Origin of the sequence: Aequorivita capsosiphonis DSM 23843 (genome assembly GCF_000429125.1) — a bacterium.
GTDB classification, from domain to species: Bacteria; Bacteroidota; Bacteroidia; order Flavobacteriales; family Flavobacteriaceae; genus Aequorivita; species Aequorivita capsosiphonis.
On record NZ_KE386849.1, the window covers coordinates 220,647 to 241,189 of the forward strand.

Sequence of the window (20,543 nt, forward strand, 5' to 3'; positions counted from 1 at the left end):
TACCCTAACCCAGAACGTAAGACCCAAAGTGAAGAACCTAGCCCTGAAAAGGCGATATACCATAACCTAGGGCATAGCCCTAGGAATACGTGAAGAATTAGTAACCACACCCAGACGAGAAGGAATACCCTAACCCAGAACGCAAGCCCCAAAGTGAAGACCCAGCCCTGAAAGGGCGATATACCCTAAAGCATGAAAGTGAATTAATTCTGAGTAAGAGGTACACTTCAGCATAAAATCAAAAAGAATAAAAGCTTAATTCTGCAATTTATAAAATCGCGTAGGTCGGTATTTATTTGCTATCTGCATTTCCTTTTTGAGTGTTCCTTGTCGATCTATAGAATAAACACCGTTAAAGTTGCCCGAAATAGCATTAGGAACTACCATAAAGAGTTTATCATCCACAATATTGAACACGTTCATCCTGGAAGCTGGATTGGAAGTAGGCATGTCCAATTTCGTATAATTCTCAGGAGAGCTTGTATCAAATTCGTAATAGGAAAGTTTTAATCCATTTCTGGTTTCCACATCTTCGCTGGAGTCAAACAGATAGGGTTCTTCAGAGATATGCAAATAGAGTTTGTTGTTATAGGACATGATGGATTGTGCTATTCTTCCTTCGCCAAACATCGGTTCTATATCAATTTCCCAATTGGGATCGAAGTCTGTTTCGCCAGTTTTAATTCTAAAGACTTTTGAAGGATTGTGATTATTAAACTGATTCCAACCCCAAGAACAAAAGTAGAGGTTTCCATCCTCATCTTTTGTAGTGGGATTGTTTTCCGACACGAAAAACCCTACCGTTTTAGCACCGTGATATTGAATGATTTTCTCGAAACTAAAACTTGGAATGTCGATTACTGCCAAATAAAAATTCTCCTCTTCCTCGGCGATCAAATTAAAATTGGCACTCTCCAAAAACACCACACTCACGTAGAGCTTGTCATCTTTAAAATCCATTACCAAAGATCCTGTTCTAACCAAGTTATTTCCGTAGTCATCCTCAAATTTAGCTTCAGGACGAAAAGTTTTTATATACGGCCTTAAATCCAATTCGTCCATTAACTGCATCGTTAAGGGATTGAAAGATTGGATGGTCTGTCCGCCACTGTCCTCATTATAATAAAAGCCAAGATTTTCATTTACTAATGCTAATTTTCGGGAAGGAAAAAGATTGTCTTTCCCAATATATATTTCGCTATCAATAAACACTTGGTTTGAAGTGTTTAGGCTAAGCCGAAATAATCCGGGAGTAGAAGAATACCCTCTTTTATCCTTGGCCATGCTAAATATATAATTTTTAAAAGATTGATATCCAGAGGAAGTGGATGGATCTGAATTGACAAAGTTTTGATTATCCTGAATCAAATCATAGGATTTCTCACTATCTACTGCGCCAAGATTAAAACTAAAAAAACGAGTTATATCAGCAGTTGAAGCATCTTCTGTAGCTAATACATAATTAAACGTAGAATAATCGGTCTTAGGGTTTTTGTTCTGGTCGTCTAAGTTGTCAACTTCACAAGAAAACAAGCCTAGTAATAAGAAACAAAAAACGCCTTTATATAGTATTGAAAACTTCATAAGATTAGAAACTATAGGTTATTTTCATTCTAAAATGCCTGCCGGGACTTTGCATTTTAAATTCATTATAAATGTCCTCATTAAAGGCATTCTTCAGTTCTGCACTAAAGGCTACACTCTGTTTGGAAAAATCCCGCACATAGATAAAACCAATATTATGGGTATGTTGGTTTGGAATAATCCGACTGGTATTTATTTTGGAAGTACCAAACAAGCCTAAAAAACCATCTGGTTCAAACTGTTTTTCAATATAATCCAGGTAATATTGATGTACATAGGAGTAATCCCAAAAGAATGATAAATCTGTGGAAAGCTTCAACAGTTCCATAAAGTTATAGGAAGCGCTAATATTTCCATAGTAAAACGGCATATTGGCAATTCTAGCATCCTCAAAATGTTGATTGTTTAAAGACTTATCCTTGGAAGACTGTAGCCGGAAGTCGTTCCAAGTTAAATTCCCTGAAAGCCTTAAGTGTTCCACCGGTTCATAATTGGCTTGTAGTTCAACACCAAAACCTTTTACATTGTCTAGATTAAGAAACGTCGCCTGATATTGATTTAGATCTTTTAAGCGAATTAGATTTTTAGTATCGCGATAGTAGGTGTTTATTTCAAAGCCGAAATGCGTTGCGGCGAAGGTGTATCCTAAATTTATGTTTTTACTTTCCTCTGGCGTCAGTTCATAATTGGCGATAATAAAATTGTTGTCACCAAACAATTCCTGCTGCTCTGGAAGTCGGAAGGTATTTTCATAAGAAATCCGCACATAGCTTTTCTCGTTGATATTATACTTTAATGCCTGAGAGAAACTTAAACCTGTATTTCTCACTTCTTTATCTACAATGTTTTCTTCCAAGGGATTGTCTGAAGCATTATATTGACCTGCGAAATTTCCTAAAAGATATTTGAATTGCGTATTGGTTTCTAGCTTTTGATTAAAAAATTGGGCGTTTAAGGCAAAGTTGGTAATAAGCTTATCGTAAATAGTTCCGTTGTCATTTAAATCGCCCACATTCGATTTTCTGTTGTAATGACTAAATACGGTATTATTTTCTATTTGAAAATAATTGTTGATCAAATAATTAAGATTGGTTCGAGAGGTAAACTGCTGAAAGTTGTTTTGCAGATAGCCATTGTCCAGCAACAGGTTTCCCATCTCGGAGCCTGAATTGGTCGTGTGAGCCATTCCTTTCCAGTCATAATAAACATTTTTGCCCTTGTCGAATATTTCGAAATCAATTTGGCTGTAGACCAAAAATTGATTGAGGCTCAACTTGTTATCCAAAAAGTGATTTTTGTATTTAAGGGAAGGAATAAAATCGCCGTGTTCTTTGCGATATACTTCTCCAAAAGGTCTTGTTCGCGAAAATGGATCGTTTTGAATATCTTTCTTTAAGCCGTATGAATTCACTTTAAATTCAATCGATTCGGCCCAAGATAATTCGCGAGCCTGCACAGAAAACTCCAATGAATGTTGATTAAACTTATTGTGAAACAAACGTTCGCGGATATAGGTTACCTGCCCTGTATTCTGATTTTTATACGGCAGATTATCTACTTTATAATTGTTTTTTGAATAATTATAAAAGCTATTGACACCAAAAAAAAGATGCTTATTCAATTTTATGTTGGCATTGGCAGTGGCAATATGTGTATTATAAGATCCTGTTTCATAGGAAACCGTACCATTTGTTTTTTTACTGGTTTTGGGAACAATATTGATGGCACTTCCCAAGGCATCTACGCCAATTTTTGTGGGTAACACACCTTTGTAAACCTCAACCCGGCTGATGGCATTGGTAGGAACTTTAGTGAGACCGTAATTAGAGCCGAGATAATCAATTGGAATATCATCATATAGAAATTTGACTGCGTTTCCTGAAAAGCCACCTACAATGATATTACTTGGAGATCCAAGACCCCCAACATTTCGAATTTTAACTCCTGGACTTTTATCGACCAGATCTTCAACCGAATTTGCGCGTCTCGTATTTGCTTCCACCGGAATAATATCTGCTTTGATGGCACTATTTTTTAGTTTCTCGCTTAAGCTAAGTGTTCGTAGTTTCACTTCTTCCAAAGTATAATTCAGAGTTCCAATGTAGAGCGTAACTTGCTGCATCTCCCCTGCCTCAACCTCCACCGTTTCGACGGGAAACTGAAATCCGTCATAAACAGCATATACATTATAGGATCCAGGTGCTAGGTTCTGAAATATAAACGCTCCTTTTTTGTTGGTCAGGGCAACCGCACTGCTTTCTACCATATGTATTTCAATATTTTCCAGTTGGTCGTTAAGGGAGTTTACGATGTTCCCTTGAAGGCTTCCTGAATTTTGCGCAACGGCAAATAAAGAAAAAAACATAAAAATGAAGAATAGGAAATTCCGTAACATACAGGTTGAGAGATTTACTCTAAATTATTTTGTCTGTCTAGCGCATCTTTATCCCCTAAAGTTAAAAGGATTAGTTCGTGATGCGCAGGACAGACAATAAAAGCCAATTTTAAGGCTTCTTATTGGATATTATAATTTGAAATTAATCAAAAAATCCACAATGATATGCTGAACCGTCAGGTTTAGTCAACACAGGTAACTTAGTTTTGTCAATATTCTCTTTCACCAAAGTAAATTTGGCTGCAGATCCATTCGACATATCGGCATTAAAAGTCATGGTTGTTTTTCCGTCAACTTTATTCACCGAAATTCCAGTGGGATTAAGGCCAAAGTTATATGGCGGACTCATCGGGTTGGTTTGTACAATTTTAAAATCGTCGATAACTCCTTCCCAGGTCCAATATTCTCCATCAAAATTGATAGGGGAATCAATTTCGCCCAAAATAAAAGAGAAGCTGGAATCCTCATGGAATTCATAGCCTGCAATAAGTTCGACTATACAGGCATCGCTAGCAGGTATTCCACCTTCTTGCATGTCTGTAAAATCCACATTTGTCAGTCGCCAGTCTCCTACAAGACTAACATTATCTTCTGTTACGTTATCATCATCACTGGAACAAGAGTAAAACACCAGTCCAAAAACAATCGCACTAAATAAAACTAATTTCTTCATTAAATTTGATTTTTAAATTTTGGTGCAAATTTAAGCCTTATTTAGAGTAAGTCTAAGTAAAATTGATAGTTTTTATAAAAAAAATTGAAAGGCACGCTGCGTTCCTGAAATAGAAAGAAAATGATCTAAATAAGGTACTGATACATTGACAAATCGAATTGCAAGAAACAAAAACAAGTTCTCAAAAATTCAAAAAAGAACGTTGGTAAAGCGATTAATATGAAGTGATCGCGGACCAAAGTGATTTTCTTTCATCTTATAATTTTCCTAACTGTGGACGCTACGGTTTCTAAAAAAAATCCAGTCATTGGAGACTGGATTTTTAACGATGATTATTTTAGAATTCTACTTCTGGATGGATTCCCCAACGAGTTCTATCAGAAAAGGCAAAATCCAATCTATATTTCTCTGGAATCTCACCATTGACCATAGATCCTGGTTTTATGGATGGGAAAAGTTCTTCATAGGTAATCATATCATTAAATGAAATACGACGATAAATATGAGAGCGCGTTAAATTTTTTGTTTCATCTAAACCAGAAGCTCCTAAAAGTTCTACGAAATTTTTAATTGTCTTTTCGTGATATTGAGCAACTCGAACTTTTTTATCCTCCGGAACCAAGCCATGTGTCAGTTTTGGATCCTGGGTCGTGATTCCTGTGGGGCATTTATTTGTATTACATAATAATGCTTGTATACATCCCAATGACAGCATCATGGCGCGAGCTTGATAACACGCGTCGGCTCCCAAAGCAATAGCACGTGCCACGTGAAAAGCAGAAGTAATTTTACCAGAAGCAATCAATTTAATATGCTGGCGTATTCCCATTCCTCTAAGAATATTATGAACAAAGTCAAGACCGTCAATCAATGGGGCGCCCACATAGTTACTGAATTCTGGGGGTGCAGCTCCTGTTCCACCTTCGCCGCCATCTACTGCAATATAATCAGGATAAATATCCAATTCTACCATTGCTTGACAAATAGCAATAAATTCACTTTTATAACCAATACACAGTTTAAAACCAACTGGTTTTCCTCCAGAAAGATCTCTCAGTTTCTGAATAAACTTCACCATTCCCATCGGAGAGTCAAATGCAGAGTGATACGGTGGTGACATAACCTTAGTATGGGGTTGGATATGTCGGATTTTAGCAATTTCCACAGAATTTTTCTCCGCTGGAAGAATTCCACCATGGCCTGGTTTGGCACCTTGAGAAACCTTGAGCTCGATCATTTTTACATGAGGATGTTTAGCTTTTTCGGCAAATAGCTCCGGGTTGAAGCTTCCTTCATCATCCCGACATCCAAAATATGCGGTTCCAATTTGCCAAATGATATCTCCACCGTGTTTTAGGTGATAATGACTCAAGCCTCCTTCTCCGGTATTGTGAGCAAAATTTCCAATTTTCGCACCTGCGTTTAAAGCCTCCACAGCGTTGGCGCTAAGGGAACCAAAACTCATTGCGGAAATGTTCAATATACTAGCAGAATAAGGTTGCTTACAATCCTTATTACCTATCATGACTCGAGGATCATGATCTAATGTATTAAAGGCCTTCGGTGCTATGGAATGGCAAATCCATTCGTACCCTTCGGCATAGACGTCTAGTTGTGTTCCAAATGGAATGGTATCACGAACCGCCTTTGCCCTTTGATAAACCGTGGAGCGATCCACTCTATTAAATGGGCGACCATCGATATCAGATTCAATAAAGTACTGATACATTTTTGGCCTTAGTTCTTCCAGCACATAACGCAGTCTACCCAATACGGGGTAATTCCTCATAATAGTATGCCGCGTTTGAAGGATATCATAATAACCCAAAGCAGTAATTATTAATACAATTGCAAAAAGCACATACCAGTTTGCACTTAAAAAGAAGGCTAATGCAAAGCTTATCAACAGGGAAAGGGTTGATATAACATAAAATTGATTTCGCATAATGAAAGTATTGTTGAATTGAAAGCTATATTTCAATAAATAAAAAGCTTTTAAAGTTTAAAGAATTGATAATCAGTATTTTGAAGAAAGTAATTAATATGCGCAAATTACAAATTATATCTCAATACAATTATAAAAAAGAGATTAAAGAAGGATTAAGGTTGATATTTAAAACCAGTCTAATTTTGTGATGCCAATATCAGCGTTTTAGATTCTTTAATCTCTTAACACTTATAACTTGTTTTAGTATCATTACAGATGGATTTAAAATCATATTAAGTCACTTTTTGGAGACTATCCTAATTTAAATCATATTGAATACCGCAATTTTTTGAGGTTGGGCCCGATTAACGATTATTAGGCCTAATCAGTTTCCTAGCGCAAAGCTCCTTCCGGAAATTTAACTTTATCTGGCGCATCGTTCAAAGCAGGGAGAGCAAGTCTAAGAATTCGGTTTCTACGCCCTGTGGTATCTTCTGGCTCCACAGGATATGAGATTACCGCTTCCATCCAGGCATATGTATTTATCCTAAAATAGACCGCAGGCACCCATAGCGTGGGTTCGTCTTTTGAGACTTTGGGATACTTTTCATTAAAATCTGTGAGTGCGGCTTCAAATAAACAGTGTTCCACAAATTTCAAATCGCTGGTATAGGCTATCTGAATCGCTGTTTCGTTCCATATAAATGGGATATCCGGTCCCGAGTAATTAATAATCTCTTCCCTTAAGATCAAGCTATTAGGAAATCGAATTATTCTACCACTTTTTCGGTCGTTGCCTAGATAGTCGCCACTACACTCCAAAATGGAAGTGTCCAGATAACTTATCTCGACCACATCGCCACGAAATCCTTTAATTTGAATTCGATCGCCTACCAAATAGGAGCGTCGAAAAACCAAATAGACCCAAGCAATGAATGATGAGATGGGAGCTTGCAAAGCGAAACCAACAATTAGGGAAAATAAACCAACACTTAGGGCTGCTCCGTAAAGACTCTTAAATAAAAAGGAAACAACTACTATAAGACTGAAAACAATGGCAAGAAACCTGATAATTCGCAATAAATTATACCTATCACCTTCAAGACGGGTTTGACTATTTACAACTCTCTCTATGACTTTACTTATCATAAAGATCAGAGAAATTAAAAATAAGCTTAGACTTAAATTTTTCAAAAAAGGAATATAATTTTCCCAACGATCAAAGACCTTCAAGTCTAACAAGTAATGAATAGCAATTAACGCCACCGCCGCTATTCCATAAACTACAATCCAATGTCTATCTTTCTGAAGCTTCATAGTAATTCAATTTTTATTCTTTGAAAAAAATACATCTATTTAAGTTAATAGCGTCTTTTAAACTGAAAATATTTTGATTAAAATGCTAAGCGATTTAGTGCAAGTCGAAATTAACAAGTTTTCATTAAAAGAAATGTTGTGACACAATTTAAATAATTATTCACTTTAGATTTGCGTAAAACCGTTACAAGTTAAGATACAAGTGTAACAAGACATTAATAAAAGACCGAAAGTCTGTTAGCCTATTTGCTACTTTCCTAAATTATACCAAACTTTTCCGATGCAATAAATTTTTTCACATTAAAAAATCCATCACTATGTTCAGGTGTTCTTCGGTGTATTAAAAAAATTCTAAATTCTTACATCCATTCAAATAAGTTTTAAAACTGCTAAAGCTGAATACAAAAAAAGCTGCCCCATTTTTGGGGCAGCTCATTAATCTTCACTAGGTACTAAAGAATTTTATTAATTCTTCATAACCTTGAAGTTTTCTATTTGTCCACTTTCTAAAGAAATACGGAACATATAGGTACCAGTAGGTAAGGAAGAAACATCCACTTTACCATCGGCAAAATGCTTGTTGCTCAATACTTGCTGACCTAGCACATTATAAGCCGAAACAGATTGGATATCTAAATCGCCAGTAATGTATAGTACATCTTGCACTGGGTTTGGATAATATGCGAAATTGTACATCGCACTATCATCTACACCTGCAACACCATCAACAGTAAGCGTGTAATCTTCCGTTTCACCATAACCTTGAGTTTCATCACAAGCCATATCCCAAGTAGCTGTAGTTTGACCTACTGCTGCAACACGAACTCTCATTCTATAGTCTCCATCTGCAACACTTGCAGGAATAGATATATCGCCCGTTAAAGCTTCATCAGTTCCGGTTCCAATGTAGTAGAATTCATCTTCATCAAAAGTTCCGCTGTTGTCATAATCAACCCAAACAGAAACTGACTCGTTTGCCCATCCATCTCCTACACTTACAGAAATTGAGTAAGTACCATTAGATTGAACAGTAGCCGACATTGCGGTATAGTCTCCATATCCATTAGTGCTACAAGTAGTAGTATTGTCAATTCCTTCGAAAGTAACATTTGTTATCATATCATTTTCAGCACAATTCAATACAGGAGTACAATAAACATTCGCAGATGATGTTGTGAAAGTTGCGGTTTCTGAATAAGAAGTTTCTTGTGATAAAGTACAAGTTACCTCTAATCTCCATGCTACTTCAATTCCATCTTGCGTAGGAGCTGTTGCGTCAAACGAAGTGTATTGATCTTCAAGATCGCCTTCATTTTCCCAACCTGCACCATCAGTATTTGATTGCCATTGGTAAGTCAATCCATTAGCAACAGAATATCCTGTGGCAGTAACGGTATAGCTACTATCAGGGTTTCCTTGTTCTGGATCTACAGATGCTACTCCAGCATCAGGAGTACCTTCACAGTCTGCTAACTCTCCTATTAATAAAGTATAGTCTTCACCTTGTCCATAGCTGTAAGAACTACATGGATCCAAGGGAGAAGTGTTAAAATTCTTTACTACTCTAAGAAGGTAAGCTCCCTCCAGTAAATCGGCGGGGATTGTGATGTTCGCTGTAGCTTGCTGTCCATCGTCACCAGTAGATCCGGTAATAGAACCAATTTCAAAAGTTTCATAACTACTCCAGTCATTATCAGTATTCGTATTGATAAAAATGGTAAAGTAATTAGTAAAGCTTCCAGATGTATTTCCTTCTAAGACCACATCATAATCTTGTCCTGCTTCTGCCATAATATTGATAGATGTAAAGTCTTCCAACGCATCTGGACTACTTGTAGCAGAAACATTGTCAACATTTGCCATCATCAATCTAGTAATTGGCTCTATGCTTGCAGTAATATCAAAGAAACATTCCTCATCTGGTGGTGTTGCAACGTCACAATGCAGTTTAAATACTGCTTGTGCTCCATCTGCATCCGCTTCCCAAGGTCCTTCCAATTCGGAAGTGTGAACAGGGGCACCTAAAGTTCCTACCGTACTTACTTCCCAGAAAGCAGCACCTTCACTAACTGGTTGCATCCAGAAAGTTTCTCCTTCAGCACCTCCTTCAAAATCAAGATCAACTTCTACAAAAACAGCATAAACGTTAAAACCAAGTGCCGTTCCAATCATAACTTGACCATAAGGAACAAGTCCACTTGCAGAATTTACAAGCGTGCTACCTGGAGCACCATCCTCGTCGTTATAAAAGTTAAGGTCTAAAGAAGTAATAGGCGCACTGGCTATGATGTTAATTTCAACAGACTTAATATTTAAAGTATTATCAGCAGAAACATTAAAATCATCAGCATTTCTGAAGTCTGTTCCGGCAGTAATATTAAAGCCATTCTCAAATTCATTGCTGTCATCTCCTTGATCACAATCTAAATCGTTAGCTTCCTCTACATTTACTGTAAAGTCTAAAGCTTGACCAAAACCTGGAAAAATACCATAGCCACCTGGGTTAAATACTATTCCACAAGGGTCAACCTCATAAGCAGACTCATCATCAAAATATGTTTTGGTGATTCTTACACGAGTTGGTCCTTGAATGGCATCAGCCGGTACTGTGATTTCCATACTTGCGGAAACTCCGTCGTCTCCAGTAGAGTTTGTAAGCGTTCCAATGGCATAAACCTCACCAGCATCGTCTAAAATGTCATTTTGATTCCAGTCGATAAAGGCAACGATATTATTGTCGAAATCGCCTTCCGTATTTCCTTCAACAGAAATTGTATATGTACCACCAGCGTCAATATTTACAACAACATCCGTTTTATCGATTAAAGCAGAATCTGTATCGTCATTAGTAATACGGGTTCCTGCAAATTCAACTGCAGTGATTGCTTCAACGGAAACTTCATCAGCGTCTGCAATCTCACAATATGGAGCAGGGAAAGTTCCGCCGCCACCGCCGCCAAGGTTTACCGTATAATCTTCCACTTGTCCATAAGTTACTAAACCACAAGGGTTAGTTCGGGAAGAGCCATAATTCTTTATAATACGCATACGAGTTTCACCCGCAATTGCATCGGCCGGAACAACAATATCACTCGTTGCTTGCTGGCCATCTGTTCCATCTGAATCTTCAATGGAACCTATCTCATACATTTCAACTTCTTCAAATTCTCCATTTTGGTTCCAATCAATCCAAACGGTAAAGAAGTTTGTGAAAGATCCACCTGTGTTTCCTTCTGCAGTAAAACTATAGGTTTCTTCAGCTTCTACTTCTGCTACTATTGCAGTAAAATCTTCATACCCATCACTAGTTGTATCGGGGGAAGAAGGATTATCAATTCCAGCAAAAATAACTCTACTTATTGGTTCTGTATTTGAAACAGTAATATCACAGTAAGTAATTGCAGCAGTAAAAGTTGCCTCTTCAGAAAAAGCTGTCTCTCCTGAACCAGTACAAGTTAAAGCCAATCTCCAAGCTACTTCATCTCCAATTACTGCTGGAGCCGTAGCGGTATAATCTGTATAGTTAGCAGTGGCATCACCCTGGTCTTCCCAGCCAGCGTCATTTATGTTTGACTGCCATTGAAAAGTCATTTCCGTAGCAACTGTATAACCTTGTGCTGATACAAAATATTCAGAACCAGGATTTCCAGAAGATGGATTAACTGCGGCTGTTCCCGCCTCTGGTGTACCATCACACGGCTCTGGAAGGACCACAATAAATTTGTAATCTTCAAATTCACCACTGCCAAAATTTACTTCACAAGGATCTACAGTTCCAGAAGAGCTATTCCAATTACTTACAATACGCATTCTCGTTTCACCGCCTAATGCATCAGCAGGAACTACAATGCTTCCGGTATGATTACTTAGATATGACGTTGAGTTATAGGCAACCTCGTCTGTAGTATCAAAAACCTCATCTTGGTTCCAGTCTACCCAGATTCTAAATCCGGCTGTTCCTCCTTCAATATCTACGGAAAAGTCTATAGTACCCGAAGTAGCTTGCGCTACAGTTTGGGTATCATAAAAATCTCCATAACCATCAGTTGAAAATCCAGTCTCTAGATTAGAGATGTTTTCTGAGCCAAGAGTTGTGGAAAAGTTTTTAATATAGCGATCCGGATTCGTTCCTTCCGGCACACAATATTGGGCATTCATTGAATGGGACATTGCTAAAAACGTCATTAAGACGAATAACATTGACCCTTTTTTAAGTAATTTGTTCTTCATAATAGGGTGTTAATTGTTAATATTTAGCCAAATATATCTAAATTAAAACGAACCTACAATGTGAATTAGATCTGCAATTAGAAAATAAGAAGAAATGAAAATTTCAATATAATCGATTTAAACAACCCACCAAAACCCCTTTATTCACTATGATTCAAACATATACGATTATTTAAAAGTGAGTTCTCGTATCTTATGAATTTTATAATTTATTCTTTAAAACACTAAGCGTCATATATTTGATTTTTCTAAATAAATTTTATCAAAAAAATTAAGATACTTTACAAAAAACACAGGCTCCAAAATTGGAGCCGGTGTCGTTTTGATAAAAAATTTAATTTTTCTTAATCATATAAATCCTCAAGCAAGTCAATTTGATTTTTGATGGCTTGCTTCATTGCTTCTGCTAAAGTGCGATTACCATCATTATCACTTGGGCTAATTTCAATAATTCCATCGCCGTTACCATCAAGAGCTGCGGAAAGATCAACACCACCGGATGGGTCTAAAACTGTAGTTAGATCAAAGTTGATCAAAACCTTGTTTTCATCATTTGAGATTACACCTTGAGATCCGTTTTCATCAAATTCAAGTTCTAGCTCTTCCTCAAAATCATTCCAAAATACAAATGGAGCTCCATTTATAGTTCCTTCCATACGGATGCTTTGATTAAAAAGTTCACTGTCGGGATTGTCATTTTTATCAAATTCAAATTCAATTTCCTCAAGACGACCGTTGGGAAGATCTACAACTACAATTTCTATAGGGTCCGGAGACAATAAGTTTAATTCAAAAGGACCTTTCAGTTCAATATCATCGTCACTATTATAAAAAATATCATCATCGATAATAGCATCGTATTCCAATTCAATTTCATCCATGTTCACTAAAAACTTGGACAGTTCGATATTATTTCCGTCCAGATTAGTTTTGTCAGCAGATGGGGAATAGCTGGCTGCCGCGTAAATACCAAGTCGACCTTTGTTGTTTTCTAGGTCTGGACCATTATCATCATCAGATGAGCAAGCCGTAAATGCACCAGCTGCAACAATTGCAAATAAAGGTGCCTTAAAATTTTTCAATAAATTCATGAGTTTGGGTTTTTATAGAATTAGTAACCCTTAGAACGGCAAGATTTCAAGATCTATATATCGAATTTACTAATCTATTCATAAATTAATGTTGCCAAATAGTTAATGAAATCGATTGGGTGAAGACTATCAAATGATTATGGGGATAAATTCAGTTGATTAAAACAGAGATAATTAATATTTAATGATTGTTCGTAAAAACGACTAATGTCCTAATTTGATATAGGACGAAAGGACATAAGACGTATGACTCTATTAGCTGTCACAAAAAGAAAAGCTATTTCGATACTTTTTGTCTTATGTCCTAGGTCTTACCGTTCTAAGTCTGTTTTAGGTTTCTTAATGGATAAGCATTTAGTATTTTAATCTACAAAACGAAGAATAACTTCAGAAGAGAATACAATTCAGCCTTATTGTTTCAAAAGCTTATATTAAGGTGAAGAAAGAAATACAAAAAAAGTACTACTTCTGAAAAATCAGTTTTGACACCTTATTGTTTCCAGATGCAAATGCAACGCTATCATTTACAAATTCAATAGCATAAAACCCTTCTTTTGAAAGTTCTTTCCAATCCATCCCACCATTCCCGCTAAAGGAAATTCCTGGAGAACTTACGGCTACCATCCCTTGCCCTTTTGTTCCGGGAATATATTTTACAGAAGAACGATAGCCAGGTTTCTTACCATTAGCTATAAGTTTCCACGTTTTACCTCCGTTTTCTGTAATGGCCTTATTTCCCTCATTAAAAGATTTCTCTTCCCAATTTCCACCAAAAACAACTCCGTTTTTAGCATCTAAGAAGTCAATGCTGTAGATACCGGTCATTGCTTTCCCCTGAAGAATAGGGGTATTAAAAATCTCCCAAGTTTCACCTTTGTCCGCAGTATGCATAACACGCGATTTTTTTCCGCCAGTAGCCACCCAAGCGTTATCTCCAAAAATTGCAATATTGGAATTGCTTGCCGCAAAAGCTGCTTCCCCCTTTTCAACCACAGGTAACGTATCGCAAGAAAGTTTCTTCCAAGTGTTTCCACCATCGCGGGTTATTAATACCGACATACAGTTACTTATAGGATCGCCAATTGCAATGCCTTCCTTATCATTCCAAAATTTCATGGAGTCGTAGAAAACATTTTCATCCTTTTCAGTATATACCTCTTCAATATTGGTGGCATCTTTTCCATTGAAGCCTATTTTATAAAGCACGGCTGGATTGGCAATACTCAAAACAAAAACAGCATCGTTAGTTGTTGCAATAGAGCGAAAATGAAGTAAGGAATCGCCATATTTTATTACCGCAAGCTTAGGCGTATCGCCATCAATCAAACCTACTTTTCCTTTATCAGAAGCAAACCAAACCCTATTTTCATCAAGCGGCTGAATGGCACGGATGCTCAGGCTATCAATAAAAACGGGAGTTATTTTAACCGAGTTAAATTCAACTTCAGGTTTATTGCTACAAGAAAAAACAGTGAATAGGCTAAGAAGAAAAAGAAATGATCGCATTGAAAAAATTTTTTGGCAAAAGTAAGGATTCTAAAATTCCAAATTGTAAAAAAGGGATTGGTTAATTCACGCTTAGATAAATATTTCAGTTTCACTATATAAGTTGAATATTTACACGCCAGAAATACATATAGTAAGTACAGCCATCTTAGGTTTTTCTGATTCATTTTGAGCGGTGAATTTATTTTTTTTTGATTTCGATTTCAATTTCAGTTTCTATTTCAGTTTCAAAGAGATACCTTTGCAACCGTGAAGGTTTTCAACTGATTGAAAATCTTTAAGTCAAACACAAATTCACGAATAATTTTCAAAAAATATACGTGTTCCCGATAGCTATCGGGATGTGGTGAAAAAACCGAACATCCTTTAAAATGAAATTACACCGAAACCTGGTATTTGCAACAATAGATTCCCTAGACTTGATTTTCAACGAAAACAAGCAAGCCGATAAAGTATTAAAAAACACTTTAAAACGCGATAAACGTTGGGGCGCACGAGATAGAGGCTTTATTGCCGAAACCACTTATGACATTGTACGCTGGAAAAGACTTTACGCAGAAATTGCCGAAGTACGCGAACCCTTTGGTCGTCCTAATCTATTTAGATTATTTACCGTTTGGGCAACCTTAAAAGGGATTGCCATTCCAGAATGGAAGCAATTTGAAGATACGCCAACAAGACGTATTAAAGGAAGATTTGACGAACTTTCAAAAATTAGAAAATACCGCGAATCTATTCCAGATTGGATGGACGAGTTGGGAGAAAAGGAATTGGGCAAAAAATGGGACAAGGAAATTGGTGCATTAAACCAATTGGCCGATGTAGTTCTAAGAGTAAACATCTTAAAAACGACTGTTGAAAAACTTCAAAATGAACTATCCGATCTCGACATTGAAACTGAAACCATCAAAGGCTATCCAGTGGCGTTAAAGCTGAAAGAGCGCGCAAATGTTTTTACTACCGATGCTTTTAAAAACGGTTTTTTTGAAGTGCAGGATGCTTCTTCACAAAAAGTAGCGGAAATCCTCGATGCCAAACCGGGAATGCGCGTGGTTGATGCGTGTGCCGGAGCTGGAGGTAAAAGTCTTCACATTGCAACCATGATGGATAACAAAGGCCAGCTGATTGCCATGGACATTTATGATAGTAAATTGAACGAATTGAAGCGTCGTGCCAAAAGGAACGGTATTTTCAATATTGAAACCCGAGCTATCGATTCCACGAAAGTGATAAAAAAATTAATCGAAAAAGCAGATAAAGTGCTTATAGATGCACCTTGCTCTGGACTTGGCGTACTTAAAAGAAACCCAGATGCAAAATGGAAACTACAACCTGAGTTTTTAGATAAAATCCGCGCTACGCAAAAAGATCTTTTAGATAGTTACTCAAGAATGGTAAAACCCGGCGGGCAGTTAGTTTATGCCACTTGCTCTATCCTTCCTTCAGAAAACGAATTGCAAATAAAAGCTTTTCTAAAACGCGAAGAAGGGAAAGATTTCACCTTGGTAAATGAGGAAAAAATATTACCGAGCAAAAGTGGATTCGACGGATTTTATATTTCTTTACTTCAGAAAAAGAATGAAGAGAAAAAAACAAAGATAAAAGACCAAAAATAAGCGAATATTTTGAAAAAGATGGTGGTTGCAGTGCTTCGACTCCACTCAGCAACCGAAGTTTTGAAAGCTTGTAATTATCACTGAGCAAAAACCTTTAAGATTTGATTATAAAATGTCAAGCCTTAGCGGTTTTTCCATTTAGAAGAAATAGATTTTATTCATCAGAGTAGCGAGAAATAGAACTTAGAGTAACCTTCAAAAAAACAACACTTTCTAACAATTTATTTTTTCTGATTTTGGCTTTTTTAAGTGATTAAAATATCTCTAAAAATAGCTATCTTTGCAACTTTATTCGCCGAAGCTAATACTTAGGTGAATTTTCGTAAAATCAACAAAAAATCAGCAAGAATGATTCACTTTTTTGGGAACGAAGAAAACACCGTTTTCGCAGTCCAAGCCCACGGAACTATTTCAGAAGAAAACACTAAAAAGTTGGAGTGGCTTTTCGGCAACCAACCTAAAATAAAGCAATCCGTCCTGGCTTCAACCGGGACGGATTTTTTTATTGGACCTCGTGCCGCAATGGTTACACCTTGGAGCACCAATGCCGTGGAAATAACACAGAATATGGCTATTGATGGAATAATCCGTATTGAGGAATTTCATAATAGTTCAGATAAATCAGTGGTGTTTGATTCTATGCTTTCGCAGAAATTTCAAACCTTGGATCAAGATATCTTTGACATTCATGTTTCTCCGGAAGGAATTCTAGAAATTGACGATGTTTCAGAATACAACCAAAAAGAAGGTTTAGCCTTAAATGCCGAAGAAGTTGAGCATCTGGAAAATCTTTCAAAAAAACTGGGTAGAAAACTTACAGATAGTGAAGTTTTTGGCTTTAGTCAAGTAAATAGTGAGCATTGCCGACATAAAATCTTTAATGGCACTTTTGAAATCGATGGCCATGAAATGCCTGAATCGTTATTCAAACTGATCAAAAAAACTGCTGCCGAAAATCCAAACGATATTGTTTCGGCGTATAAAGATAACGTAGCTTTCGTAAAGGGCCCAACAGTAAGGCAATGGGCACCAAAAAGTGGCGATAAGCCCGATTGGTACTTAGAAAAAGATTTTGAAAGTGTAATTTCACTAAAAGCGGAAACCCATAACTTCCCAACAACTGTAGAACCTTTTAATGGCGCTGCGACTGGAAGTGGCGGAGAAATCCGCGACCGTTTGGCTGGTGGAAAAGGTTCTTTACCTTTAGCGGGAACCGCGGTTTATATGACTTCCTATTCTAGGTTAAATGAGGAAAGACCCTGGGAAAAAAGCATGAAAGAGCGCGAATGGCTCTACCAAACTCCTTTAGATATTTTAATAAAGGCCAGTAATGGCGCATCAGATTTTGGAAATAAATTTGGGCAGCCATTGATTGCTGGTTCTGTTCTCACGTTCGAACATGAGGAAGCCCCCTCCAACTCTCCCAAAGGGGGAGAGCCAAATCATAGAAAATTGGGATATGATAAGGTTATTATGATGGCTGGTGGAATTGGCTATGGAAAAGCAAGTCAAGCCATTAAAGACAAACCGGCTGAAGGCGACAAAATTGTTGTGCTTGGCGGTGATAACTACAGAATTGGTATGGGTGGCGCAGCGGTTTCTTCTGCAGATACGGGTGAATTCCACAGTGGTATTGAGCTTAACGCAATCCAACGAAGCAACCCCGAAATGCAAAAACGTGCAGCAAACGCCATTCGCGCGATGGTGGAAAGCGATCACAACCCAATTGTTTCTATTCACGATCACGGAGCTGGCGGACATTTAAACTGCTTAAGCGAATTGGTTGAAGACACTGGAGGAAAAATTGAACTCGATAAACTTCCTATTGGCGACCCTACCCTATCTGACAAGGAAATTATGGGTAATGAAAGTCAAGAACGTATGGGTTTGATTATTGGCGAAGCCGATATGCACACATTAAAAAAAGTTGCAGATCGTGAGCGTTCCCCAATGTATGAGGTTGGACACGTAACTGGCGACCAACGTTTCTGTTTTGAAAATAAAAACGGCGAAAAACCAATGGATTTCGCTTTGGAAGATATGTTTGGCAGCTCGCCAAAAACAATCATGAAAGATAAAACCGTAAACAGAGAGTATAAAAACCCTGCTTACGAGGTTTCAAAAGTTAAAGAATATTTAGAGCAAGTGCTTCAATTGGAAGCCGTAGCCTGTAAAGATTGGCTTACCAACAAAGTAGATCGTTGTGTTACTGGGCGCGTTGCTAAACAGCAAACTGCAGGCCGCTTACAACTTCCGTTAAACAACTGCGGCGTTATGGCGCTAGATTTTCACGGAAAGGAAGGCGTTGCCACTTCTATCGGGCATTCTCCATTAACGGCTTTGATTGATCCTGCTGCAGGCTCAAGAAATGCCATTACTGAATCTTTGACTAATATTATTTGGGCACCTTTAAAAGATGGGCTGAAAAGTGTTTCACTTTCTGCAAACTGGATGTGGCCTTGTAATAATGAAGGTGAAGATGCGAGACTTTATTCCGCCGTAAAAGCGGTTTCAGATTTTTCAATCGATTTGGGAATCAACGTTCCAACAGGAAAAGATTCGCTTTCCATGAAGCAGCGATATAAAGATGGCGAAGTAATTTCTCCTGGAACTGTGATTATTTCCGCAGCTGGAAATTGTAACGATATTCAAAAAGTAGTTGAGCCAGTATTACAGAAAAATGGTGCCAGTATTTACTATATAAATATCTCCCAAGATGAATTTAAATTGGGCGGTTCTTCCTTCGGACAGATTTTGAGTGCCATAGGAAATGAGGCTCCAGATGTAAAAAGTGCAGAATACGTAAAAACTGTTTTCAACACTTTGCAGGAATTGATTAAAGACAGGCAAATACTTGCTGGACACGATGTGGCTTCAGGTGGATTGATTACTACTTTATTAGAAATGTGTTTTGCTGATGTCCATTTGGGTGCAAATCTGGACTTTTCAGGTTTAGGTGAAAACGATTTGGTAAAACTATTCTTTGCTGAAAATGCTGGAGTAGTTATTCAAGCAAGTGACGATGCTTCCGTTGAAAAATTGCTTTCAGAAAACAATATCGATTTTAGAAAAATTGGAACTGTTTCAAGAAATGGAACACTTCATATTAAAAATAATAAAGAAGAATTCAGCTTTAATATTTCTGAACTGAGAGATGTTTGGTATAAAACTTCGTATTTATTAGATAGAAATCAAAGCGGTGATAAACTTGCAAAAACACGTTTTGATAATTATAAGAAGCAACCTTTAACTTTTAAGTTTCCTGAGAATTTTACAGGAAAATATCCGGTCATAAACAGCACCTCGACTCCGCTCGGTGACCGAAAAGGTTCAGCTCCGATCGGCGACCAGAGACCAAAAGCAGCCGTTATTCGTGAAAAAGGAAGTAACAGCGAGCGCGAAATGGCGTATATGATGCATCTTGCAGGTTTTGATGTAAAAGACGTGCATATGACCGATTTGATAGAAGGTCGTGAAGACTTAGAAGATATTAAATTGCTTGTTGCCGTTGGTGGTTTCAGTAATAGTGATGTTTTAGGAAGTGCCAAAGGTTGGGCCGGTGCATTTTTATATAACGAAAAAGCGCACAAAGCATTAAAGAATTTCTTTGCGAAAGAGGACACACTTTCATTGGGTGTTTGTAATGGATGTCAACTTTTTGTTGAACTTGGCCTGCTGAATCCGGAAGACGAAGAAAAACCAAAAATGCATCACAACGATACAGGCAAGTTTGAATGTGTGTTTACTTCGGTAAAAATTCAGGAGAATAATTCTGTGATGCTTTCTTCATTAGCTGGAAGTACTTTGGGAATCTGGTCTGCACACGGAGAGGGAAAATTTAGTTTTCCTAAAGATGAAAACCATTACAATATTGTTGCGAAATACGGCTACAACGCCTTACCTGCAAATCCAAACGGCAGCAATTTTAACACCGCAATGATGACCGATAAAACGGGGCGCCATCTAGTGATGATGCCACACTTGGAACGTTCTACTTTCCCTTGGAATTGGGCGTATTATCCAGAAGACAGAAAGAATGATGAAGTTTCTCCTTGGGTTGAGGCTTTGGTGAATGCTCGGGAGTGGGTTGAAAAGAAAAAATAGTATTTTGTATTTTTCCTGAAAATCTTTCTATAATTATTAGTATTTTTAAGGAATGGCTCCAACGGGTCATTCCTTTTTTCTTTTCTGGAAAAACTAAAAT

General features: G+C 37.4%; 10 protein-coding genes. 2 read left to right on the top strand and 8 right to left on the bottom strand.

Annotation, left to right across the window (positions count from 1 at the left end):
• Positions 1–255: 255 nt before the first annotated feature.
• The 8 genes from G440_RS0116575 to G440_RS0116610 form a co-directional block, all read right to left on the bottom strand.
• Entirely contained in the window at positions 256–1,584 is a 1,329-nt protein-coding gene (locus G440_RS0116575; protein WP_026452316.1) for a hypothetical protein, read from the bottom strand.
• Positions 1,585–1,588: 4 nt separating this feature from the next.
• The gene (locus G440_RS0116580) at positions 1,589–3,949 is read right to left on the bottom strand and encodes a TonB-dependent receptor (protein ID WP_026452317.1); all 2,361 of its coding nucleotides are present in this window, start codon (positions 3,947–3,949) and stop codon (positions 1,589–1,591) included.
• A 172-nt stretch (positions 3,950–4,121) separates the two neighbouring features.
• On the bottom strand, positions 4,122–4,652 hold the full coding sequence (locus tag G440_RS0116585) for a hypothetical protein (protein ID WP_026452318.1): 531 nt from the start codon (positions 4,650–4,652) through the stop codon (positions 4,122–4,124).
• A 337-nt stretch (positions 4,653–4,989) separates the two neighbouring features.
• The gene (locus G440_RS0116590; RefSeq protein ID WP_026452319.1) at positions 4,990–6,597 is read right to left on the bottom strand and encodes an FMN-binding glutamate synthase family protein; all 1,608 of its coding nucleotides are present in this window, start codon (positions 6,595–6,597) and stop codon (positions 4,990–4,992) included.
• A gap of 375 nt (positions 6,598–6,972) precedes the next feature.
• Complete coding sequence (locus tag G440_RS0116595; protein ID WP_026452320.1) at positions 6,973–7,896, bottom strand: mechanosensitive ion channel family protein; 924 nt, start codon at positions 7,894–7,896, stop codon at positions 6,973–6,975.
• A 465-nt stretch (positions 7,897–8,361) separates the two neighbouring features.
• On the bottom strand, positions 8,362–12,126 hold the full coding sequence (locus tag G440_RS0116600; protein ID WP_157418046.1) for a GEVED domain-containing protein: 3,765 nt from the start codon (positions 12,124–12,126) through the stop codon (positions 8,362–8,364).
• A 344-nt stretch (positions 12,127–12,470) separates the two neighbouring features.
• On the bottom strand, positions 12,471–13,217 hold the full coding sequence (locus tag G440_RS20265; protein WP_026452322.1) for a hypothetical protein: 747 nt from the start codon (positions 13,215–13,217) through the stop codon (positions 12,471–12,473).
• A 462-nt stretch (positions 13,218–13,679) separates the two neighbouring features.
• Entirely contained in the window at positions 13,680–14,723 is a 1,044-nt protein-coding gene (locus G440_RS0116610) for a WD40/YVTN/BNR-like repeat-containing protein (protein WP_026452323.1), read from the bottom strand.
• A 371-nt stretch (positions 14,724–15,094) separates the two neighbouring features.
• On the opposite strand from G440_RS0116610, the gene G440_RS0116615 reads away from it, so the two are divergent.
• A complete protein-coding gene (locus G440_RS0116615) occupies positions 15,095–16,339 on the top strand; it encodes an RsmB/NOP family class I SAM-dependent RNA methyltransferase (protein ID WP_026452324.1) in 1,245 nt (414 codons plus the stop codon).
• 348 nt (positions 16,340–16,687) lie between these two features.
• Positions 16,688–20,443, top strand: a complete 3,756-nt coding sequence (gene purL / locus G440_RS0116620; protein WP_026452325.1) for a phosphoribosylformylglycinamidine synthase — start codon at positions 16,688–16,690, stop codon at positions 20,441–20,443.
• Positions 20,444–20,543: the final 100 nt, after the last annotated feature.

Bases quoted from the DNA above. Each gene is read 5' to 3' on its own strand.
- G440_RS0116575 (WP_026452316.1), bottom strand. From the start codon at position 1,584: ATGAAGTTTTCAATACTATATAAAGGCGTTTTTTGTTTCTTATTACTA.
- G440_RS0116580 (WP_026452317.1), bottom strand. From the start codon at position 3,949: ATGTTTTTTTCTTTATTTGCCGTTGCGCAAAATTCAGGAAGCCTTCAA.
- G440_RS0116585 (WP_026452318.1), bottom strand. From the start codon at position 4,652: ATGAAGAAATTAGTTTTATTTAGTGCGATTGTTTTTGGACTGGTGTTT.
- G440_RS0116590 (WP_026452319.1), bottom strand. From the start codon at position 6,597: ATGCGAAATCAATTTTATGTTATATCAACCCTTTCCCTGTTGATAAGC.
- G440_RS0116595 (WP_026452320.1), bottom strand. From the start codon at position 7,896: ATGAAGCTTCAGAAAGATAGACATTGGATTGTAGTTTATGGAATAGCG.
- G440_RS0116600 (WP_157418046.1), bottom strand. From the start codon at position 12,126: ATGAAGAACAAATTACTTAAAAAAGGGTCAATGTTATTCGTCTTAATG.
- G440_RS20265 (WP_026452322.1), bottom strand. From the start codon at position 13,217: ATGAATTTATTGAAAAATTTTAAGGCACCTTTATTTGCAATTGTTGCA.
- G440_RS0116610 (WP_026452323.1), bottom strand. From the start codon at position 14,723: ATGCGATCATTTCTTTTTCTTCTTAGCCTATTCACTGTTTTTTCTTGT.
- G440_RS0116615 (WP_026452324.1), top strand. From the start codon at position 15,095: ATGAAATTACACCGAAACCTGGTATTTGCAACAATAGATTCCCTAGAC.
- purL (WP_026452325.1), top strand. From the start codon at position 16,688: ATGATTCACTTTTTTGGGAACGAAGAAAACACCGTTTTCGCAGTCCAA.